This window comes from Enterobacter cloacae complex sp. IR5459, assembly GCF_049238005.1.
In the GTDB taxonomy this organism is placed as follows: Bacteria; Pseudomonadota; Gammaproteobacteria; order Enterobacterales; family Enterobacteriaceae; genus Enterobacter; species Enterobacter hormaechei_C.
This window is the reverse complement of the sequence record NZ_JBMKIG010000015.1, coordinates 1-17674: the sequence shown is the minus strand read 5'-3', so window position 1 is coordinate 17674 and position 17674 is coordinate 1. Positions and strand designations below refer to the sequence as shown.

Here is a 17674-nt window from a genome sequence, read left to right as displayed (position 1 = left end):
GCTGATAAAATCAGAGGTACTGAAGCCCCGTGTATTCGACTGGATCATATGGTTGGCCAATGTTGTTATTTAGCGGGTTTGTCATTGATAAAGTAACTGATGCGTTATCTGAAACAACATCGACAGTTTTTACAAATAATGTCCAATTCTTCATTGGCGTAGAGGTATCAACTCTATCGAAAACCTGACGAGTTGCCGTGATAGGCGACAGCCTGGAAACACCACTCCACTTCTTCATCAGCGTTTTGATATCTGAAGACAGTCGCCCAAGCTTCACCGTTGCGTCGATTACCGGAGTTCCGCTCTGCTGGCTCTCTTCGATTTCAAACCGCGCAGGCGTGTACGTCTGGCCGCCAAGCGTCTTCGGGAAGAACTGTTTGTCGACGAGGCGAACGTAACCAAAGGAGGGGTGATAGAACGTGATGGTGTTGTAACAGCCGCTAATCGGGCGCTTCTGATTATATTCACGATATGAAGGCATCAGGGAACCCTCGGAAGACTTTCTGGATCGCGTCCGTCCGGATAGCCAGTCACCACGATATCAAGCACTGAAGGCCACGGCGGCGGCAGCTCAACAATTACGTCGTCAAACTCGTCGTCAGCGTTGTACAGATGGTTGGCAATAACGGTTCCTGTCCATGTCACCACCCCGCCGTCGATACTGGTTTGCACCGGCATCTGCGTGAAGTGAAGCTCTTGCAACTGGAGACCACTGCCGCCCAGATTGATATTCATCCTGAACCAGTTCAGGCCCCGGTTGAGATAGTTTGGGCTGCGTAGCCACTGCTGGAATGCTCGTTCCTCAGCCAGAGTGAAGATCCACGTCAGTGACCAGGTCACTTTCAGATCGTCAGTTTGATTCACAAAGATAGCCGGGCCGACCGCTGGCTGATCGGTCTGGAACCCGGTATCGAGCGTCATGTTTTTGCTGGCCTTCTGCGCCAGCGGCAGCCAGTCGGGATAGTCGATAATTGGCATCAGCCCTGCCCCCTTGGCGTGCGTTTAACGTTCATGTTGCTGGTTATGGCGTTACTGATTGGCCCGCCGTTGTTCAGGTCAGCGACAATTACATCCACAGTCACTCCACCATTAGCATCCGTACCGGCCTGCGCATCGACCGAGGATGACGTGTAGTTCTGGATGTTGATAACTACCCCACCACCTCCACCGGCTGTCATTTCTTTATTGCTGATCACCCTGCCGTTGTCGCCCGGTATCATGTACTGCTTACCGGTACTGGCCTGGTAAATCTCTGGCATTCCACCTTCGCCGACCTGATACATCCCACCAGCCGAGACGGGGCCTCCGTTTTTACGTTTTCCTGACAGTGCCAGGATGCCAGCCATCGCGCCAAGACCAATAGCCACTGCGCCACCGAATGAAGCCACGGAGGACATGATGGCCGCCGGAGTCCATGCCGCCGTAGTAGCCGCAGCCGCAGCCGTCGAAGTCGCTGTCGTGGTTGCGATGCCTGCCGCCTGTGCGGTGGTGGATGCTGCAACCGCCGCGGTAGTGGCCGTCTGGCCCATAATGGCCGACTTAACCCACTCGACGCCCATCTGCACAAAAGTGTTTACTAGGCTATTTAAAACAGTTCTTCCTAAAGATTTAGCTGCCTCTTCAGCGTCCATGCTTTTGGTGATAAGACCAGTCAGAGTGTTAGAGGCATTATTGCCGAATGCGGTAAATGCCGCCGCTGCTGCCTGAGTGGCCGCGTTCTGTTGCGCCCATTCTTCCCACATTGCAGCGTTACGCTGATCACGATACTGCCGCTCAATAGCGGCACGCGCTGCCTCAGCCTCCCCGATCTTCTGCGGGTAAAGCTGGGCGTAAAGCTGGATGTCAGCAATGTCTTTCTGATACTGGCTATCCAGCCCGGCAGTTTTGCTGGTTTTACCCTGGATGGTACTGAACTTATTTGCAGCCTCTGTGCGCTCCCGTTCAGCCTTGGCCTGCTCACGCAATGCGTTGGCATTGTCCCAGGCTTTTCCTGCCAGTTGCCCGGCCAGCAGAACTTGTTCCTGCGTGGCTGTGTTACCGAGAGACTGTTGCGCATTAAGCACGGCCTGCGCTCTGGACAGTTCACCAACACTGCCAGCTGACAGCTCGGCCTTCTGCCTCAGTTCATCCAGCTTTTGATTAACAGATTCTTGAGCTTTGGCGTATTGCTCAGCTTCTTTCTGTGCCGCAGACTTTCCGCCTTTCGCTTTGCTGCCAGTAGCTGAGGCGGTCGTTTTAATCTCGATCGGCTTTGTGTTAGCCGCGGTCTGCGATGCTTTGGAAACAGCGGCCAGGTCGCCAACCAGCATGGCGGCTTTATTACTCAGCCCGGCCAGCGCTTTGTTTTGCGCCTCCCAACCATCAAGCCCAAGCCATGACCAGGTGCGCGCGCGGCGGGTAAACATTTCAGCGGTGCTGTTCAGATCCGATATCTGAGCATCTGCCGACGCCGCTTTACCCACCAGCCGGTCGAGTGCAGCAGTCATTGAATCGATGACAGCCACCAGGCCGTTACTCGCACCTGTTGCCTGGTTAACAGAGTCGATCATCGACAGGAATGAGTTTGTCAACGCGGTATTGGCCTGTGAAAGCGTGCGCGGTAGTTTCTCGAATTCTGCATTCACTGAGCCGGTTTGCTTCTGAATGGCGTTAAGAGCATCTTCTGCCGTCAGTTTCCCGTCCAGCATCAGTTGACGCAGTTCGCCGATACTTACGCCCATCCCGGCGGCGATCTGCCGCGCCAGTTCCGGCATTTGCTCAAGGATGGAGTTGAACTCCTCCGCCCGAACCGTACCGGATGAAATTGACTGGCCGAACTGACGAAGAGCATTCGCCATTTCTTCGGAAGAGGATCCGCCAATGCGACCTATTTTCTGAAGTGTTTCGGTGAGCTGGATGATCTGGCCGTTCGTCGCGCCGGTATCGCGCAACGCCGTGCTGAGAGTCTCCCACAGCTTCGCTGTATCCTGTAGCGAACCACCCGTTGCCGAACTGATGCGCATCAGACTCTGCATAGTCTGCGAGGCTGTCGCTGAGCTACCAGTGAGCCTCTCTATACGCGCGTTGAGCTGGCTCATGTTGTCAGCAGCAACGAGAAACGCCTTACCCCAGTCAACTACGAGTGAGGCGGCAATTGCCCCGGCGACTCGGTTGATGTTCGTCTGCAACTCATCCATCTTTTTGGCTGCATTGGTCGCCGAGTTGCCGATGGAGTCGAGCGACTTATTGGCCTTTCCCTGGGCCTTGAGCAAGCCAGATACATCGGCCTCGATGTCGTAATAAATCTCGCCTGCTTTCTCAGACATCAGTTTTCTCCGGGCATAAAAAAACCCACCGAGTGGTGGGTTAGTTATTCGTGTCGTTTATTGGCATCGTTCTGTGTAGGACGGTGGTGGAGGCGTATCTTTCGAACTGAGGAAGTGATCACCAAGGGTGTAGTCGACACCTTTTGAGAAAAACCCCTTCGATTTCATTTTCAGCTCAACAAAGAATGGATGAAACCCTGCATAGGCACCGAAACCGTTCTTTCCGTTAATCTCCCCGCAAACAACAGCATTAACACGACCGTCATCGGCATCTGTCATCTTCACGACTTTCACGTTACGGAATTGTGCGCTGCCAGGATCCAGTAGATTGGCTGAAACTTCAGATTGTGCCAGAGAAATTGCCTTTTCCTCGCCCGGCTTACAGCCAGCCAGAATCAATGGAATCACCAAAGCCAAAAGTATTTTCTTCACTCTTATCCCCTGAGTATTTTTTGTCGTGCCATCATACGCCCGGTCAGGCGGGGCTGGTACATCCATTATTAACTCAGGTCGCTTTCTTTGCTGATTTTTCGCGCTCAATCATTTCCTGCCAACGGCGTTCGTCATCGTCCATAACCGCGTCATACTCTTCCCTTGTGAAGCCTTTCTGGTCAGGGTATTTGGCGTTAAGCATCATGGCGAATTCGGTCATGGTAAGGTTTTCAGCCTCTTCCCTGCTGATCCCGAAATGGTTTCGCGCCGCCATGATGTATTCAGCCGCATGAAACTCCGGCGTCGTTTCCTTGCTTTCGTGCTTCTGCAATTTACGAACCTTGGCCCGTCCGATAACGCCATGCATTATCAGCGACTGAGCTATCAGAATCAGGTTCTCAGGCGGAAGCGCGCCGCGGTGCCATACAAATGTGCGCCTGCCAGTACGTGAAATCTCATGCCAGCCTGTCAGCTCAGAAACGTCCTCGTCACAGCAGGACTGAATGACGTTAATAGCCGAGAGCAATGCCTCACGCACAAACGCGGCAGAGCCTGCTGCATCAAGTGCCCAGCGTGGCAGCGAAACGTCACCGAAATAATGGGCGTAAAATCTGCGCTGATGCTCTGGTATCGCACTGTGAATTTCGCGCGCCGCCTCAAGCATCTTTGCCACATCGTCATTGAACAGTGCATAGAAAGTGCGAACGATATGTTCTGGCTCGCCGATCCGAGTCATGTTACGGAACGATGGCCGGAAGAAGTATTCACGGCCGCCAGCACCAATCAGGCACTCTCCAATTTCTTTCAAAGGGGTCATATCGCTCTCCATAACCAGTATCAAGGGCAGCACGCCGCCCTTTGTAGTGATTACGGCGCGGCAGTCACGGTCACAGCACAGGTGTCGGTGAAATCACCGTCAGCAGTGGTAGCCGTAATAGTCGCGGTGCCCTCGGCTACTGCTGTCACCAGGCCGGTTGAACTGACAGTGGCTATGGAAGGTGCCGAAGTGGTCCAGGTGATCGCTTTGTTAGTCGCATCTGTTGGCTGAACCGCGCCGCTCAGTTGCTGGGTTGCGCCAACGACCAGAGAAGCAGTTGCGGGTGTAACCTCAACGCCAGTGGCCGCGATAGAATCAGCTACCTCAAACACAACAGTGTCAGCGTCGTAGACCTTCCACTCGCCGGAGAAGGTGGAGATATCGTTAGTACCGAAATCACCAGACCATGACGTGGTGTTCATGTAGCCCTGGATGTATGTGCCAGCATCTTCGCCAGCAAAATCAAATCTAACCCACAGAGTCGGCTGTCGACCGGCTTGCAATTCATCGAAGATGTATTTGCCCATTCTCCAGGCGCCAATTTCTGTACTTTTGTCCCTCTTGCGAGCCTCGCCTTCACCAGAAATTGTAATGTCCATGTTATTGACCAGGTTCTCAACCAACGCCTTGGAATCATCAGCCTCGGAATTAATTGTGTTCATCGAATAATCAAAACCCTTGGTCGTCATAGCGCCGAGACGCTTCCATTCAGAAAGCGCTGGCACTGCGTCGGGGCAGCCATAGGCCATGCGTAGCACAGCTACTTTCCCGATCAGCTTGCCAAAATCATTAGCACAGCCTTGCATGTGTACCTCTCAAATAAAAAAGGCCGCCGGATGGCAGCCTGATGGGTTGGTGATTGGGTTATTCGCCGTAAACGCACATGAACTGGAGTCTGAAGACCAGGCGCCCCTCTTCGGTCAGGATGGGTGCAGGCATATTGCCGAGGTTTTGAATAAGGCCAAGGCATTCGTCGGCAATGTCGTTCTGTTCGACATAGTTGATAATTTCCTGAGCCTTTTCAGCGGCTGCTCGGCGTTTATCCTTGGCGGAGATGACATCCACCAGCACGTAGTGGTCAGACCCGAGGTCATTTCTGATGTCGGTACCGCCGTTAGGCCGGAACACGATGAATGCGTCGGTTAACTTGGTTGTGTCGTCCCACGCAAGCAACTGAACAATGAAGCCAGTGGTAAGCCCGGCATCAACGAAGTAGTTACGCACGCGCTCATACATGGCAGGTGTCATAATGAAAGCTCCTTGCGCATTACGGCATCAATCTGGCTGCGGGTATCCTCAAAGCCTTTAGTGAGGAACTCTTTCTGCGCGGTTGCGCGGCGGAAGGTTTGCGGCACGTTCGGATCGTGCACGAAAACAGCATAGTTCGCCGTGTATCCCACACGACCTGTCAGCCGAACGCCGCTGTTTATCAACTCCCGATACTGGCTATTCAACAGCGTCGAGGTGTCGATCGGCGTGTAAAGCGCGGCCTGGGAGCTGCCAATTATCATTGCTGACTGTAGCGCCCTGACGACCTTTCGCCCTTTCACATCGTTAATGATGCGGCTGAGCCCGGCTTTCGACTGCTTAACGCCGCGCACTTTGATGCCCATGGCTTTCTCCAGGCAATAAAAAAGGCCGCCGGAGCGACCTATTCAGAGACATTTGCTATCCGCTCAAGCTCATCAACGTTCTCAATGAGCTTTCTAACCTCGGGTGGAAGCTGATCGGGAGGCGTGCGCTTAATCTGTTTGGACTTCTTCTCAGGAACCGGCGCAGCGGCGTAAACAGAAATAGCCACCGCCAGCACTGAGATAGACATTGTGAGCAGGTCGAGCCCCATAAATCCCCCCATTTAAGTCCAGATGAATCTGTAAACTGCATATACAGAGACCACCTGCGCAGCAAATACAAGTGGAGCAGCAAGCCACGCTATTTTGCGGTGATTAGTCATCAGTTCTTTAGCGCAGCAAAGAAAACAGATTGCCATCAACCATAAATAAAAGACAAAGAAAGAAATGCTCATGAAGACCTCTTCTTAGATGCCGGTCAGTATCGCATAATCATCAGCTACACGCTCGAACGTATCAGCGTAACGGATTACCTGCCGCACCTCGTCGGCGCCGGCTACAACCGGGTCGACCTCGGTCGAAACGCCAATCAGCAGGTAATCACCTGCGGCCGCCAGCGCGAACTCCGTCCAGACGGTGTTCTTCACAACGATTTCAGCGCCAAGGCTGGCTAACTTCTTGCTGAGCCCGCCCTCGTAATCGCAGAGGATTTGCTCAGGTTCCGTATAGCCAAGCGGGTCGCCGTATTCGTCATTGCCTTCCAGCTTGCGCCAGATGGTCGCCGTGGCGGTGTAAGACCAGTTGGCAACGCTGCTCATAGAGTGAATGCCTCCACCTTCTCAACGATTTTGAAATCATCAAGAGGCCGCATCGAGCCTGATTGACTGGCAATGCGCTTAGCATCAGCCTTCTCCAGAAAGTCAGCTTTGGCTTTCTCGTAAGTTTCAGCATGGCGGCCAATAAACTTAATGCCGGAGTCGTTTATCCAGATGAACAGCGACCAGTTGTCTTCGCACTTAAAGGCATGCACATCGTATCGTTCAGCCATCTTTCCACCTCAACACCTTCGCGCCAGTCGCCCGGATGCGCGGGCAGTTGATGAACCACTCGCCGTCCGATTTCACGTATCCGGTAGTCTCCCGCCCGGTGTCGGTCATCACCCAGACGCGGACGAATGAGCGCGGAAGGCCGTGTTTAACTGATTTGTATGTCATCAGCAACCCCCGACCACCATGAACAGGCCTACGCTGTTTCCGGCGCTGATCGGCAGCTCGCCGGTGCATCCGCTGGTATCGAGATGGGCCAGCGAGTCGCGCAACCAGGTGATGCTGTCGTCGCCATATTCAAAAGAACGGGACGCGCCAGAAGGCGCACCCTGCGATTTGATGCGGCGCGCACCGGACGAAGTAGCCATGAGCGCGGCGGCGTACATCAGGATCAGCTTCGCGGTGCAATCGTCATACCCCGCGCCATCGAGGCACGGGATAGTCTTGTTCACCACGCAGAGGATCGGATCCAGCAGCGCGCCCGGGATGGAGTAACCCAATTCACCGAGGAACGCCTGCACGTCTGCCGCTGTGATTGGGTCAGCCATGGTTATTTCGCCTTCTTGGTTGCTTCCGCCAGTGCGGCCTCTGCCTCTTCAGCGCGCTTCGTCATTGCCGAGAGTTGCTCGTCGAAAGTTACTTTGTCAGCTGCAGCCTGGTCAGTGAGCTTAGCCAGCTGCTCCAGGGATTCATCACGCTCCTTCGTCACTGCCGCGAGCTGCTCGAGCAAATCGCTTGGCTGTGATGCTGCCGGAACGGACTCGCCGAAGAGCTTTTCACCCTTCTTCTTGTCGGTATCTTTCGCTTTACCGGTCGCTTTCCAGCGCGCTGCTGTTGCATCGTCCACTTCAAATACCGCACCAACCTCCAGCTTGCGGAGGTTGGCACCAGCGAACACGTTACCTGATGTGATTTCTACCAGTGCCATTCAGTTTCTCCTTAGCTGCTCGCGAAGAGCACACCGTGTTTAAGGTTGATGTCCTGCTTAACCATCAGGCCCATTGCGCCCCAGGTACGCCAGATGTAGTCGCTGTTATAGAACTGACGAGGGTCAGCAACAGTACCTACGGCCTGGCCGGTGATCGGAGCGATAACGCCTGCAGTCAGCGGTACCACCAGAATCTGGTTTCCGGTGAGTTCTGCATCTTCTTTCACGGCAGCAATGCCAGACAGTTTCAGGATTTCCTGCAGGATGGTGCCAGACTGGTAATTGTCGCTGTAATAGCGCTCCCAGTTGGACATGATCTCGCTGGAAACATACCAGGTCTGTGGTGCGTACTGGTTGTTACCGATTTTCAGCGTATCGCGCAGTGCGATCGCACCATTTCGGTTCTGTTCTGCGGTTGTAGTGCGGCTGGAGAAGTCGATGTTCAGACCAGATGCGCCTAAATCAACCTGACCGACGCGCTCATCGTTCTTCAGGCCTTTCCAGGTTTTGCCGTCGAAAGTTACAAAGTTGCCTTCCGAGTCGCGGAAACCATTGAACATGTAATCCACGATTTTACGGCGCACATCATCAACAGAGCCGCGCTGAGCGTCAGACAGGGAGGCCAGTGCGGAACCTTTGTTAAAGATCGGGTCACGCCAGTGGAATTTGAAACCTGAATCGTGCACTGGCACCATCGTGCCGTCGAAGCTGTATGCACGAGCATCCAGCGCAGCACCAATCTGGCCAGACATGGAGGTGTGCGCCCAGCCACGACCGCCAGTACGTGCATATTCATACACGGACTCTTCCAGTCGTACAGATCGAGACAGCGGCATCAGGTCGTTAAACAGGGTGAACTCAGTGTTCGGTTCGAACTGCGCCAACACAGTCTGATCATAAGCGCGGTACATGCGGCGGATGTCGTCGACGGCGTTGACTGCGTCCAGGTGACCATTATCACCAAAACGAGCTCGGGCAATGAAGTCAGCCACGGCCTGGGCGCTCATGTTGCGCGCCATCTCCAGTTCACGGAACTGTGCCTGGTTCACTTCGAGGTTACCGGTGCGTTCACCGATAGAGCGAGAAAATACAAGCATTCATGTGCTCCTTACTTGATAACGACGCGCAGCAGATCGCCTGCAGCGACGGTGTACGCCGTGTCTTCTTCGACATATGCGCGGATGGACTCGCCTGTGGCATGGGCTTTAACCTGGCCGTTTGCGATGGATAATGGCTGCCCCTTTTTGTAGGTGCCTGCCGCCGCGCGCACGTTAAGGAACATGCCCGGCATCGGATGGATGCCTACCACCAACTCATTCACAGGGATTGAGTCGTCAACCGTCTGGCAGCGCAGATAGTCAAAGTCAGCGACATATAGGATCGCCTCTTCGTTGCCATCAACCGAGGCCGTGAACTTGGCTGCGGAGAAGAAGCCAACAGTACCTGGCTTAGTGGCGGCCGCCGCGGCACCTTCACGGTTGAGCAGCGGATTAGGGAATACGCCACCGGCGTGAATTACGTGTTTTCCGTCTTTAGCCATTTTTTACTCCGGCATTTCGCTGACTGATTGGGTGTTGGTTGCCTGGCGGAATGCACCGTTCAGGCCGAAAGATGTCTGGCACTTGGCATACATGGCGTCGAGCGCCTTACCATCCAGATCTGCGACTTCTTCATCGCTCATGTTCATCGCCAGCTTCACAGCCGCGCGCTTTTCGCCTTTCTCTTTGTCGGCGTTCGCGTTCAGGCTGTTGAAAACGACGTCCACGCGATCGGCGAGTGTTTTCGCCCACGCTGGCATCTCTTCGTTATTGGTGGCCTGCTCTTTTTTCTTGGGCTTGCCGGTTTCCGGGTCGATTTCTTCATCGCCTTTTTTCTTGGCGGTGGCTTCTTCGGCCTTCATCTGGTTGTATGCGTCCATCAGCTCGGCGTCGGACTTGCCTTCAGTCGGCTTACCAGCGGCTTGCAGCGCATTGATAATCAGTTCTTTCATCGGATCGTTCTCTCCGTTGGTTTTAATCTCGTACTCAGTGGGTTTGCGCACGACTTCTACAGGTTCGCCGACGAACACGGCCTTGCCGTCATCATCGATGAGGTACTTCTGTTTCAGGTATTTGGTGTCATCGCGGTAGATGAAGCTGTCCGGCCACACCGTTTCAGGCCAAAGCCACTTATCTTCTTCATCACCTTCGCGCAGCTTGTCGCTGATAGCGCGGGAGATATCGTCGAAAGAGAAGTTGGAGGCATTGGTGAAGAAAAATTTGGTCTTGTTGAGCAGGCCATCGCGGGTGCAGTCGATTCCGTCAGCCAGGCGGGCAACTTCGATCTGCTGCTCATCACCTTCTGAGTTAACGAAGATGCCACCCCCCTCCTCCGGAGTTCCGGCGCCGGGCTCATCAAGCAGCACCGCCACATGGTCAAACATCATGTTGGTGGCGATCTCGTTGTACTTTTTGCCCTTCGACTCGCCGTTGGCGGCGATACCGGAATACAGCAGGCCGGTGGAGATATGGATCGGGTCGGAGTTGGTACCGGACAGCATCTCATCCAGGCGATTAATCAGGCGCTTACCCTTCTCGCTGGATTCGGCGTACTGCCGGTTAACGTACATGTCGCCAGTCACCTTCCCGTCTTTGTGGCTGACGTTCTGTAGCCAGGCACCGACGTGATACTCGTTCACCGCCCGGACATCGCGTGCCGACACATGCTTGCCGTCCACTTTCGGGTGACCCAGCGGCATCGGGTTGCGCTCGAGCGTGTTGTAGGCCTTTTCGATTTCTGCTGCCGGGTACAACTTCCGGTTCATCACGATATCGTCCACGACAGGCGTGATGCCGCGAACCACGATATGTGGCTTGCCGTCGATGGTTTCAGTGGTGATGTTTGAAGCGGAGTTGACGACGGTCAGCACGTTAACGCGGTTGCGTTTCATGCTGGGTCCTCATTGGTGGATTGCAGGCAATAAAAAAGGCCGCCGTGGCGACCTATATTCATTGAATGTTTATACTATTGATTGCTTTATCTGGGCACGGTTTGAGAAGTAAAAATTTCATGAGCACGCGATAAAGCTAATTTAAATGCCTCATGCTCTGCATTAATTTCTGCATTCCCATAATTTATAGGGCCAAGAGGGTTCGCGTTTGGTTTATACCAAGTATAAAAATTGCTTCCTTCAATTTCCAATCCGCCCTCAAATATAACTTTACACACGACCCTATAACTACTTGAAAGCTCTGACTTGTTGATTTCCTTCCAGTCAAAGCTGACCTTTTTAATTTTAAAGTCTGCGTTTTTTGAATCCATTTTTAACCTCACTTATCCTGTAAGGCATTATCATTTCAGCAAAAAATCAAGTTTGCCAGGCATTTCTCTCTTTCTTCAGCTTATCCGCCAGCCCTTCGTTGAATGTGCTGCCGTCGTCGTTGAGAAGCACCGGAATCTGGCTGCAATAGCAGTTGTAACGGTTGCCGTTCTGAGCGTAGAAGTCCCGCACCTCTACGGTGGTGTAGACCTTGCCGTGGCGGCTGGCATGCCAGGTACGCGTCGTCGGCTTGAGCGCTGACAGCCACAGCAGGCCGGTATTAAGACCCAGCCTGTCGGCTGCCCAGTCCGTTTCGTTCCATTGCGCCTGCCGCAGCGCGCCGACCTGCTCAGTCTGAGCGATGGTTTTGGCCTTCGACATCGACACATCGAGGCGCTTACTGATTACGCTGGCTGTCTCGCGAGGATTCACGCCGCGAGCCACCGCATCGGTGATGATGTTGGTCAGGTCGCCGCGGGCGGTGTCGCTGATAACCTTCCAGTCGCTAAACGTTGTCAGCCTGGCTGACGATATCTGGTTCAGATAACCGGGGCTGCTTAAAAGCTGCTGTAGCGTCGTCTGGCTGGCGTATACCTGCGACTGCTGCGAGAGGTTATTGAATGCCTCCAGCGTTCCGCGCTGCGCTTCTGCGACGACATAATCCATCGCCCATAGGTTTTGCTCGCCACCTTCAAGCAGGTAATCGTCGAGAATGGACTGCACTGCTTCCAGCAGGTCAGCCAGTTCCTGCGCCGACATGTCGTAGATGAACTTGCCGGCGTTTACCTGGTAGAGCCGCATATCCGCGCCGTGGTCGTGGCAAAGGAAGTGCCAGTTATGGCTATTCACCTCTCGCTTTCGCCCGGTCAGACGCTGATCGAATAGAGCTTTCAGTGCGCGCTTGATGCCGAGATACCGTTCCTCGATATCCCGGAACATCGCGGTAACCTGCTTTGCCGAACGGGTCGGGTCAACCTTGCTGCGCGGAACTACCGGTGTCCCGACTTTCGTCTTTTGCTCCGGTGTCATCGGAAAGAGGATCATCGGTCGTTACCTTTTTATTTGGGTCAGGCGGCTTAATATCATCACGCGGCTCAAGTTCTCCCGCTTCCCTGACCTCGTTCTCATCAACAGCCGGTGTGCCGTAGGCTTGCTGGGTATCCTTCGCAACCGCAGCCATTTCCTTCATGTTGGCAATCTTCTCTTTCTCACTTGGAGCGAGCAGATCAGACCAGGTTAACGTGATTTCGCCAGATTTAGGTGGTTCGATAACTTCCACGGTCCATAGGCGTTCGATAACAGCGGTTACACGGCTAGTCTGGAATCCAGCACGACGTCCATTACAACGCTTAGCAAAGTCGTTCTTATCTTGATCGGAGGCCAGGCGGCCCGTTTGCTGACCAAAAATAATGGTGAAAGGTATCTGTACGGATGAAGAGAACTGATTTGCACTGACCGTCCATGTAGGGCTCGGGTCGGCAGCAGCCACAGACAGAACCTTAGCCTCTCCGTCCTGAGTAACCAGTGCCGAGTCAGTACCTGAGTTCAGTTTCTGGATGGCGGCGTTCAGCGCCTCAGCCAGTCCTGAGTAACCAGCTTTCTTCGCCTCTTCGATAATGGTCTTGAGGTTTGTATCCTTCGACATGTTAATGCCGAGCTGCCTGCTGGCGTTTTTCAGGAAGCCCTCGGCACTACCACCGGAGGTCTTTGCCATGTCGAGCAGATCGTTATAACCAGCACGCAAGAAAGGAATGCCAGCCAGCGAAGTCTCGTCTTCTGACCCTTCGCAAAACATGATGATGCGCTCAGGGTGGATCTTAATAGACCGCATCGGCCCGGGAATATTTCCGTTATCGCCGACCTGCTGTTCTTGGAAATAGTAGAACTTCGGCATGCCGTAGTCTGGAGACTTTTGGTCCTGCTCAAGCTCACCGGGTTTAACCTGCGCTTCCCATGCGGGGATCATCTTGACCAGGCCGCGCTCGCGAGAATTACGCATCACGCTACGATCGACTGGCTCCCACCACTCCTTGCTGTCTGCAAACTGGAGGATAAGTGCTGAGTAATGCCCGACCAGGTTGCGCCGATCTGCATCCTTCACTTTCGCCCAATGCTTCTTCATGAGCTTGGTGACTTTCTTTTCCCACGGCGTCGACTTCTTCGACTTCTTCGTCTCATCGCCGTCGACGATCACCGGGGTATCAGTCCAGCATGCATCGAGCAACTTATGCACCGCGCCGAACGCCGCGCCGTTACGCTCATACATGTTGTAGAAGTGGTCGAAGTCGAGTCTCTCCGGGTAACCAAATTCGCACCACAGATGGTGACGCTTCGTGTTACCGGACTTCCCAAGCCCTGATGCATACAACTGGCGCGCGCGCCCAACCTCGTTAAGGCTGTTCACAATGAGCCCAGCGAGGACTTGCATTTCTGTAGTGTTACTCACTGAGTTTTCCTTATGTGAAGAAGATAGCTCCAACCTGTTTATGGTTATTCTTCGCTACCGCAAAGTAGCGGAAGCCATCGGCGCCGTGTGATGTGAAGTCATGAAGTGGCTTATCTTTCCAGCAGCCGCGCTTGTCATCCCACTCCTTGCGATAGCCCTCAAGGTGGGAAATGCCTTCAGCGCATTTCTCTTCATCGAAAACACAGGATGGGAGAATTTCACGCACCGACTCAATGCCGGTATCGACACCCGTTTTCGGAACAACATTGAACGTCATCGAGTAAACCTGGCCGTCGATTTCATAGCCTTCCTGCGCGAGCTCTTTGCGCGATTTGGCATCAGCGCCGAACTCGCGGTTCTCGATGTCGTGCGGCCCCCAGTGCTCGCCGTACTCATAGCCTCGGTCTTTCAGCACCTTCATGTAGTGCCTAAGGCCTTCGCCAGAGTTTTCGTAGTAGTCGATGATGTGGAACTCTTCGCCGACCTCACGAACGAACCATATCGCCGTGGAGTCACCCACACCGATATCCCAGAACGTGTGTACCGGGAGGTGCGAGTTATCAGGGATTTGGCCGATCCGCTTGTTGGTGTACAGCCAGCGGAACTGCTTGGCGTAGTACGCGCCCTCGACCGACTGCTGGAACGCCTCGGCCGGAATGGTCGGGTATTCGCGCTTCATGTCATCGCCGAGCGTTTTCTCTTTGGCGTAGTACCAGGCTTTCTGGCGATCATTGACCACTATGCCGTGCTTCGACTCCATTTCAGCGAAATACTCAAGCAGGCGCACCGGCAGAGACTCTACCGGGTCGATTGCGTATTGCGGGTTCTTCCACCAGGAGAAGAAGAAAAACTTCCAGTCCAGCGCGGATAAGGGCTTGCCCTGTAGCAACGCTTTCTCTGCCGTCTGGCAGTAATCAAAGAAGTAACCCGCCCGTCCCTCTGCCGTGCTCTCGATAGTAGCGAAGCATCCCGTCGATACCGCCTCAAACGCACCAGTGACGATCTCACGGGCTTTGTCTGGATACTTGGCGCATATCTTTCCGAACTCGGAAACATGCAGATAGCGCAGCGTACCGCCACGAAACGACGTGCTGACGTATAGCGATCCGCCCTTCTTAAAGACGAGCTCACCAGACGAATCATTGCTCGCCGGGTTGGCAGCCTTTATCTCTGCCGGCAGCTTGTCGTATGCGTACTTCACCTTTTCACGGAACAGGCGCTTTGCGTCATTTAGTGTGTGGGCAATCAGCGCGCACTTCGCCGACTCAAACAGAGCCGCGTCGAGCTGGATTATGCACACCTCAGTCGTGAAACCGAGCTGACGTGCTTTCAGGATTATGTTGCGGGTGTGGATCCCTTCGAAGTATTCCCGCTGTTCAGGCGTCATCCTGAAGCGCGCTGGCTTTCCCTCTTTGTCGGTGATCCAGTAAAGGTTGTTCAGACGCCAGTCTTTGTCGGCCAGCAGCTTGATGTGCTCAGGTTTCATTACGCCCCCTGAGACAGTGAATCCATCAGTTCAGAAATTGATTCAACGGCATGCTCAGCTTTCACCTGCTCACGGAATGCCTGGACGTCGATATGCTTACCAATCAGCTCGAGGTTCTTAACCTTATCAGGCCACTTAATCTTCTTGAGAAGTGCGGCTGTGTTTCCCTCGGCTGACATCTCGACGACATCCAGGCCGGATAATGTCGTCCTCCAGACCTTCGGCCACTGAGAAACCGGCTTAAGCTCTCCGGTCGAGGTCAAGATGTCGAGAACATCCATCTGGTCAATTTCGACGAGACGATTCAGGACGTATGTCGCATTTATGCCAACCAGATCATTGCGTTGCGACTTAAGTTCGGCAATTCTGGATTGCACGTCAGGTTTTGACAGGTTTTCGGACGCGGTGCGGTTAGCTGTCTTTGCGCTGTACCCCGCCCGAATAGCCGCTTGCGTGGCGTTTAAATCGATGAGGTACTCGCGACAAAACATTTCTTGCTTGTCGGTGAGTGCCATAATTAACCTTCAAGGACTTCATATGAGTGATGAATACAAAAAAAAGATTGGCATTCCTGAGGCCCATTCTCTCCGACAAGTATCCATGGAATGGAAAGGGCAAAGAAAAGGTCAGGATATTGATGTATACGTTTTTGATGAGCTAGACCCTGAAGGGAATGTGGTAGCTTCTTATGAAGTGACTGACAGCACCTCTATCTACCCACCGTTTGATCGACACATCTCTCATCAGAAATTCCGGAAATAATTTTTTATGAATGGGCCGTCGTACTATTGAGTTTCGATGGCCTCCCAGTCCGGTTTGCTCATTCGTTACTCCGTTGTTTGTTCTTCTGGCTGCTCGGCCTGCTCTTCCGGCACCGGCGTGAACTCCACTCGCTTCACATCAGCAGGAGCGAAATACAGCCACTGGCCCGTTTCCGTCGCCAGCGGCACGAAGCCGTTAACCAGCTCAGGCTGACGTCGTGACATCTTGCCCGTGAAGGTTTCGCCTGTCTGGGTGGTTAGCGTAATTTGGTAGATGTCGGACATTGAGAGCCTCTTTATCCGCTTGTGGGGATATTGCCATTACGATGGTCATACACATGGATATGACAACAAATAAGCCCCACAAAAGTGAGGCCATGATAACAATTCATTTTTTTTTAGCTGAATTAATAAAATCTTTTAGGTATGGCAATTTGCATAGATCTTGATATCTCTCCTCGCAAAATTCATCCCGCCCCTCTTTGCGCGCCCTGATATATCCAACCAAATACCCTAATTGATGATAGAAGTCGCTTATCTCTGACGCGATTCTTTCAAGTGTCCCTAACTCATAAACGTATAGTTTATCAGTTAATGTCACACCATCTTTTCCAGCAGAGTGAGCGACTGAATAATTCAAAAAATCCGTTTGTGAAACCCACACTATGTGATCTGGGATGCTTACTGAAACTCCAAAACAACCGTGAGCTAGGTCATTTCTTTCCTTCTCCAAGGCTGATTTTCTCTTGAGATAGGCTTTAAACAACATCATGTCTTTGTGCTGTAGTGCAACTTCAGCTACAGCAGTTAAAACATCAGATTGAAAGGTACTACGTCTAAGACTTCCAAAAACAGCTGCTGATTCAGGGATGCCAGTATGCATTAAAGCAGAGAGTAAACGTGCGCATTGTACTTCTACATCAGCCCATGATGTAATAATCCTTCCAACAAGAGCAGCAGCTCTGGGTCTATCTTCAATATATCCGACACCCATAACTACCTTCGCATTTGGATAGCTCTTGTTTAGCGGTTTTCTTGGTGATTTAGAAATTATGGCTCGAGGTGGATAGGTTGAAGGAAGATCCTCTTTTGATTCTAATGCCATTAACTCCTGAGGCCTATAAATATCATCGTGCCCGCAACGGCCGCATGGGATTGAAAAATCAGCCTCGCCAAAGGACGGTATTCCCTTAGCACCTTTTGAAGGGTCATCCAATATATAAATGTTTTTGTTACAACGGTGACATGCTACTGCTACATAATAATTACCGCTCTTTACTTTTTCGCGCCTGTATAGACGATAAGTCATATCTTTCTCCTTCGAAAAGGAAAATGCTATGACAGCTTGCAGTAAATTGCACCACTAAAAGATGTTCTATGTCATTTTTCTCAACCCAACTCGGAAATGCGAGGCTGAGTCAGAAACTCAGGTATGAGGCTCTATTTCCCCTGGGTCTGCTTATCCCATTCCTCACGGAACCTGGATGGATTGTCGAAACCTTCACTGCACTGGTTGGTTTTCGTCACTTTGCCCCCGATTCTTTTGTTATCTGGCAGTTTGCCTGCCACGTTTTGTTATGCGCC

At 52.9% G+C, this 17674-nt stretch carries 26 protein-coding genes; 2 read left to right on the top strand and 24 right to left on the bottom strand.

Annotation, left to right across the window (positions count from 1 at the left end; translation table 11 throughout):
- Nucleotides 1-10 precede the first annotated feature (10 nt).
- The 22 genes from ACOTX4_RS22610 to ACOTX4_RS22505 all read right to left on the bottom strand — a co-directional run bounded on the left by ACOTX4_RS22610 (nt 11) and on the right by ACOTX4_RS22505 (nt 15844).
- Nucleotides 11-481, bottom strand: coding sequence for a hypothetical protein (locus ACOTX4_RS22610; RefSeq protein WP_015571561.1), 471 nt, complete (start codon nt 479-481; stop codon nt 11-13).
- The gene (locus ACOTX4_RS22605; RefSeq protein ID WP_251995365.1) at nt 481-978 is read right to left on the bottom strand and encodes a hypothetical protein; all 498 of its coding nucleotides are present in this window, start codon (nt 976-978) and stop codon (nt 481-483) included. Before ACOTX4_RS22605 ends, ACOTX4_RS22610 begins: the two co-directional genes overlap by 1 nt.
- Nucleotides 978-3305, bottom strand: a complete 2328-nt coding sequence (locus ACOTX4_RS22600) for a tape measure protein (protein ID WP_346400036.1) — start codon at nt 3303-3305, stop codon at nt 978-980. The genes ACOTX4_RS22605 and ACOTX4_RS22600 overlap by 1 nt, the downstream gene beginning before the upstream one ends.
- 57 nt (nt 3306-3362) lie before the next feature.
- On the bottom strand, nt 3363-3803 hold the full coding sequence (locus tag ACOTX4_RS22595) for a hypothetical protein (protein ID WP_235831813.1): 441 nt from the start codon (nt 3801-3803) through the stop codon (nt 3363-3365).
- 7 nt (nt 3804-3810) lie between these two features.
- Nucleotides 3811-4554 carry a DUF6246 family protein gene (locus tag ACOTX4_RS22590; RefSeq protein WP_063938491.1) on the bottom strand — a complete coding sequence of 248 codons (744 nt, stop codon included), beginning with the start codon at nt 4552-4554 and terminating at the stop codon, nt 3811-3813.
- A gap of 50 nt (nt 4555-4604) precedes the next feature.
- A complete protein-coding gene (locus ACOTX4_RS22585) occupies nt 4605-5360 on the bottom strand; it encodes an Ig-like domain-containing protein (protein WP_047724454.1) in 756 nt (251 codons plus the stop codon).
- A 58-nt stretch (nt 5361-5418) separates the two neighbouring features.
- A complete protein-coding gene (locus ACOTX4_RS22580; protein WP_032104758.1) occupies nt 5419-5802 on the bottom strand; it encodes a phage tail termination protein in 384 nt (127 codons plus the stop codon).
- A complete protein-coding gene (locus ACOTX4_RS22575; protein WP_063938489.1) occupies nt 5799-6167 on the bottom strand; it encodes a hypothetical protein in 369 nt (122 codons plus the stop codon). The genes ACOTX4_RS22580 and ACOTX4_RS22575 overlap by 4 nt, the downstream gene beginning before the upstream one ends.
- Nucleotides 6168-6205: 38 nt before the next feature.
- Entirely contained in the window at nt 6206-6397 is a 192-nt protein-coding gene (locus ACOTX4_RS22570) for a hypothetical protein (RefSeq protein WP_063938487.1), read from the bottom strand.
- Between the two features lie 195 nt (nt 6398-6592).
- Nucleotides 6593-6943 carry a hypothetical protein gene (locus tag ACOTX4_RS22565; protein WP_063938485.1) on the bottom strand — a complete coding sequence of 117 codons (351 nt, stop codon included), beginning with the start codon at nt 6941-6943 and terminating at the stop codon, nt 6593-6595.
- Nucleotides 6940-7173, bottom strand: a complete 234-nt coding sequence (locus ACOTX4_RS22560; protein WP_063938483.1) for a hypothetical protein — start codon at nt 7171-7173, stop codon at nt 6940-6942. Before ACOTX4_RS22560 ends, ACOTX4_RS22565 begins: the two co-directional genes overlap by 4 nt.
- A complete protein-coding gene (locus ACOTX4_RS22555) occupies nt 7166-7339 on the bottom strand; it encodes a hypothetical protein (RefSeq protein ID WP_032646326.1) in 174 nt (57 codons plus the stop codon). The genes ACOTX4_RS22560 and ACOTX4_RS22555 overlap by 8 nt, the downstream gene beginning before the upstream one ends.
- Nucleotides 7339-7719 carry a DUF7370 family protein gene (locus tag ACOTX4_RS22550; RefSeq protein ID WP_063938481.1) on the bottom strand — a complete coding sequence of 127 codons (381 nt, stop codon included), beginning with the start codon at nt 7717-7719 and terminating at the stop codon, nt 7339-7341. The genes ACOTX4_RS22555 and ACOTX4_RS22550 overlap by 1 nt, the downstream gene beginning before the upstream one ends.
- Nucleotides 7720-7721: 2 nt before the next feature.
- Nucleotides 7722-8099 carry a hypothetical protein gene (locus ACOTX4_RS22545; protein WP_063938479.1) on the bottom strand — a complete coding sequence of 126 codons (378 nt, stop codon included), beginning with the start codon at nt 8097-8099 and terminating at the stop codon, nt 7722-7724.
- 11 nt (nt 8100-8110) lie between these two features.
- Nucleotides 8111-9196 (bottom strand): major capsid protein, encoded by a 1086-nt coding sequence (locus tag ACOTX4_RS22540; RefSeq protein ID WP_063938477.1) that lies wholly within the window; start codon nt 9194-9196, stop codon nt 8111-8113.
- Between the two features lie 11 nt (nt 9197-9207).
- Nucleotides 9208-9639, bottom strand: a complete 432-nt coding sequence (locus tag ACOTX4_RS22535) for a hypothetical protein (RefSeq protein WP_047361809.1) — start codon at nt 9637-9639, stop codon at nt 9208-9210.
- Nucleotides 9640-9642: 3 nt separating this feature from the next.
- A complete protein-coding gene (locus tag ACOTX4_RS22530) occupies nt 9643-11028 on the bottom strand; it encodes a DUF2213 domain-containing protein (protein ID WP_421635431.1) in 1386 nt (461 codons plus the stop codon).
- An 86-nt stretch (nt 11029-11114) separates the two neighbouring features.
- Nucleotides 11115-11399 (bottom strand): hypothetical protein, encoded by a 285-nt coding sequence (locus tag ACOTX4_RS22525; protein WP_063938103.1) that lies wholly within the window; start codon nt 11397-11399, stop codon nt 11115-11117.
- A 46-nt stretch (nt 11400-11445) separates the two neighbouring features.
- Entirely contained in the window at nt 11446-12441 is a 996-nt protein-coding gene (locus ACOTX4_RS22520; protein WP_063938105.1) for a phage minor head protein, read from the bottom strand.
- Nucleotides 12368-13825, bottom strand: coding sequence for a DUF1073 domain-containing protein (locus ACOTX4_RS22515; RefSeq protein WP_063938107.1), 1458 nt, complete (start codon nt 13823-13825; stop codon nt 12368-12370). Before ACOTX4_RS22515 ends, ACOTX4_RS22520 begins: the two co-directional genes overlap by 74 nt.
- Before the next feature lie 28 nt (nt 13826-13853).
- A complete protein-coding gene (locus tag ACOTX4_RS22510; RefSeq protein WP_045332550.1) occupies nt 13854-15329 on the bottom strand; it encodes a terminase in 1476 nt (491 codons plus the stop codon).
- Complete coding sequence (locus ACOTX4_RS22505; RefSeq protein WP_045332551.1) at nt 15329-15844, bottom strand: terminase small subunit; 516 nt, start codon at nt 15842-15844, stop codon at nt 15329-15331. The genes ACOTX4_RS22510 and ACOTX4_RS22505 overlap by 1 nt, the downstream gene beginning before the upstream one ends.
- 22 nt (nt 15845-15866) lie before the next feature.
- Here ACOTX4_RS22505 and ACOTX4_RS22500 point away from each other — a divergent pair, with 22 nt between their 5' ends.
- Nucleotides 15867-16091: a hypothetical protein gene (locus ACOTX4_RS22500; protein WP_045332552.1), complete on the top strand. Its 225-nt coding sequence runs from the start codon at nt 15867-15869 to the stop codon at nt 16089-16091.
- A 65-nt stretch (nt 16092-16156) separates the two neighbouring features.
- On the opposite strand, the gene ACOTX4_RS22495 is transcribed toward ACOTX4_RS22500, so the two are convergent.
- A complete protein-coding gene (locus tag ACOTX4_RS22495; RefSeq protein ID WP_045332553.1) occupies nt 16157-16375 on the bottom strand; it encodes a hypothetical protein in 219 nt (72 codons plus the stop codon).
- Nucleotides 16376-16478: 103 nt separating this feature from the next.
- A complete protein-coding gene (locus ACOTX4_RS22490; RefSeq protein WP_063938111.1) occupies nt 16479-17399 on the bottom strand; it encodes a hypothetical protein in 921 nt (306 codons plus the stop codon).
- A 68-nt stretch (nt 17400-17467) separates the two neighbouring features.
- Between ACOTX4_RS22490 and ACOTX4_RS22485 the strand changes: the two genes are divergently transcribed.
- Nucleotides 17468-17674, top strand: a 207-nt coding sequence (locus ACOTX4_RS22485; protein ID WP_421635430.1) for a hypothetical protein, incomplete at its 3' end; no start/stop codon positions are given.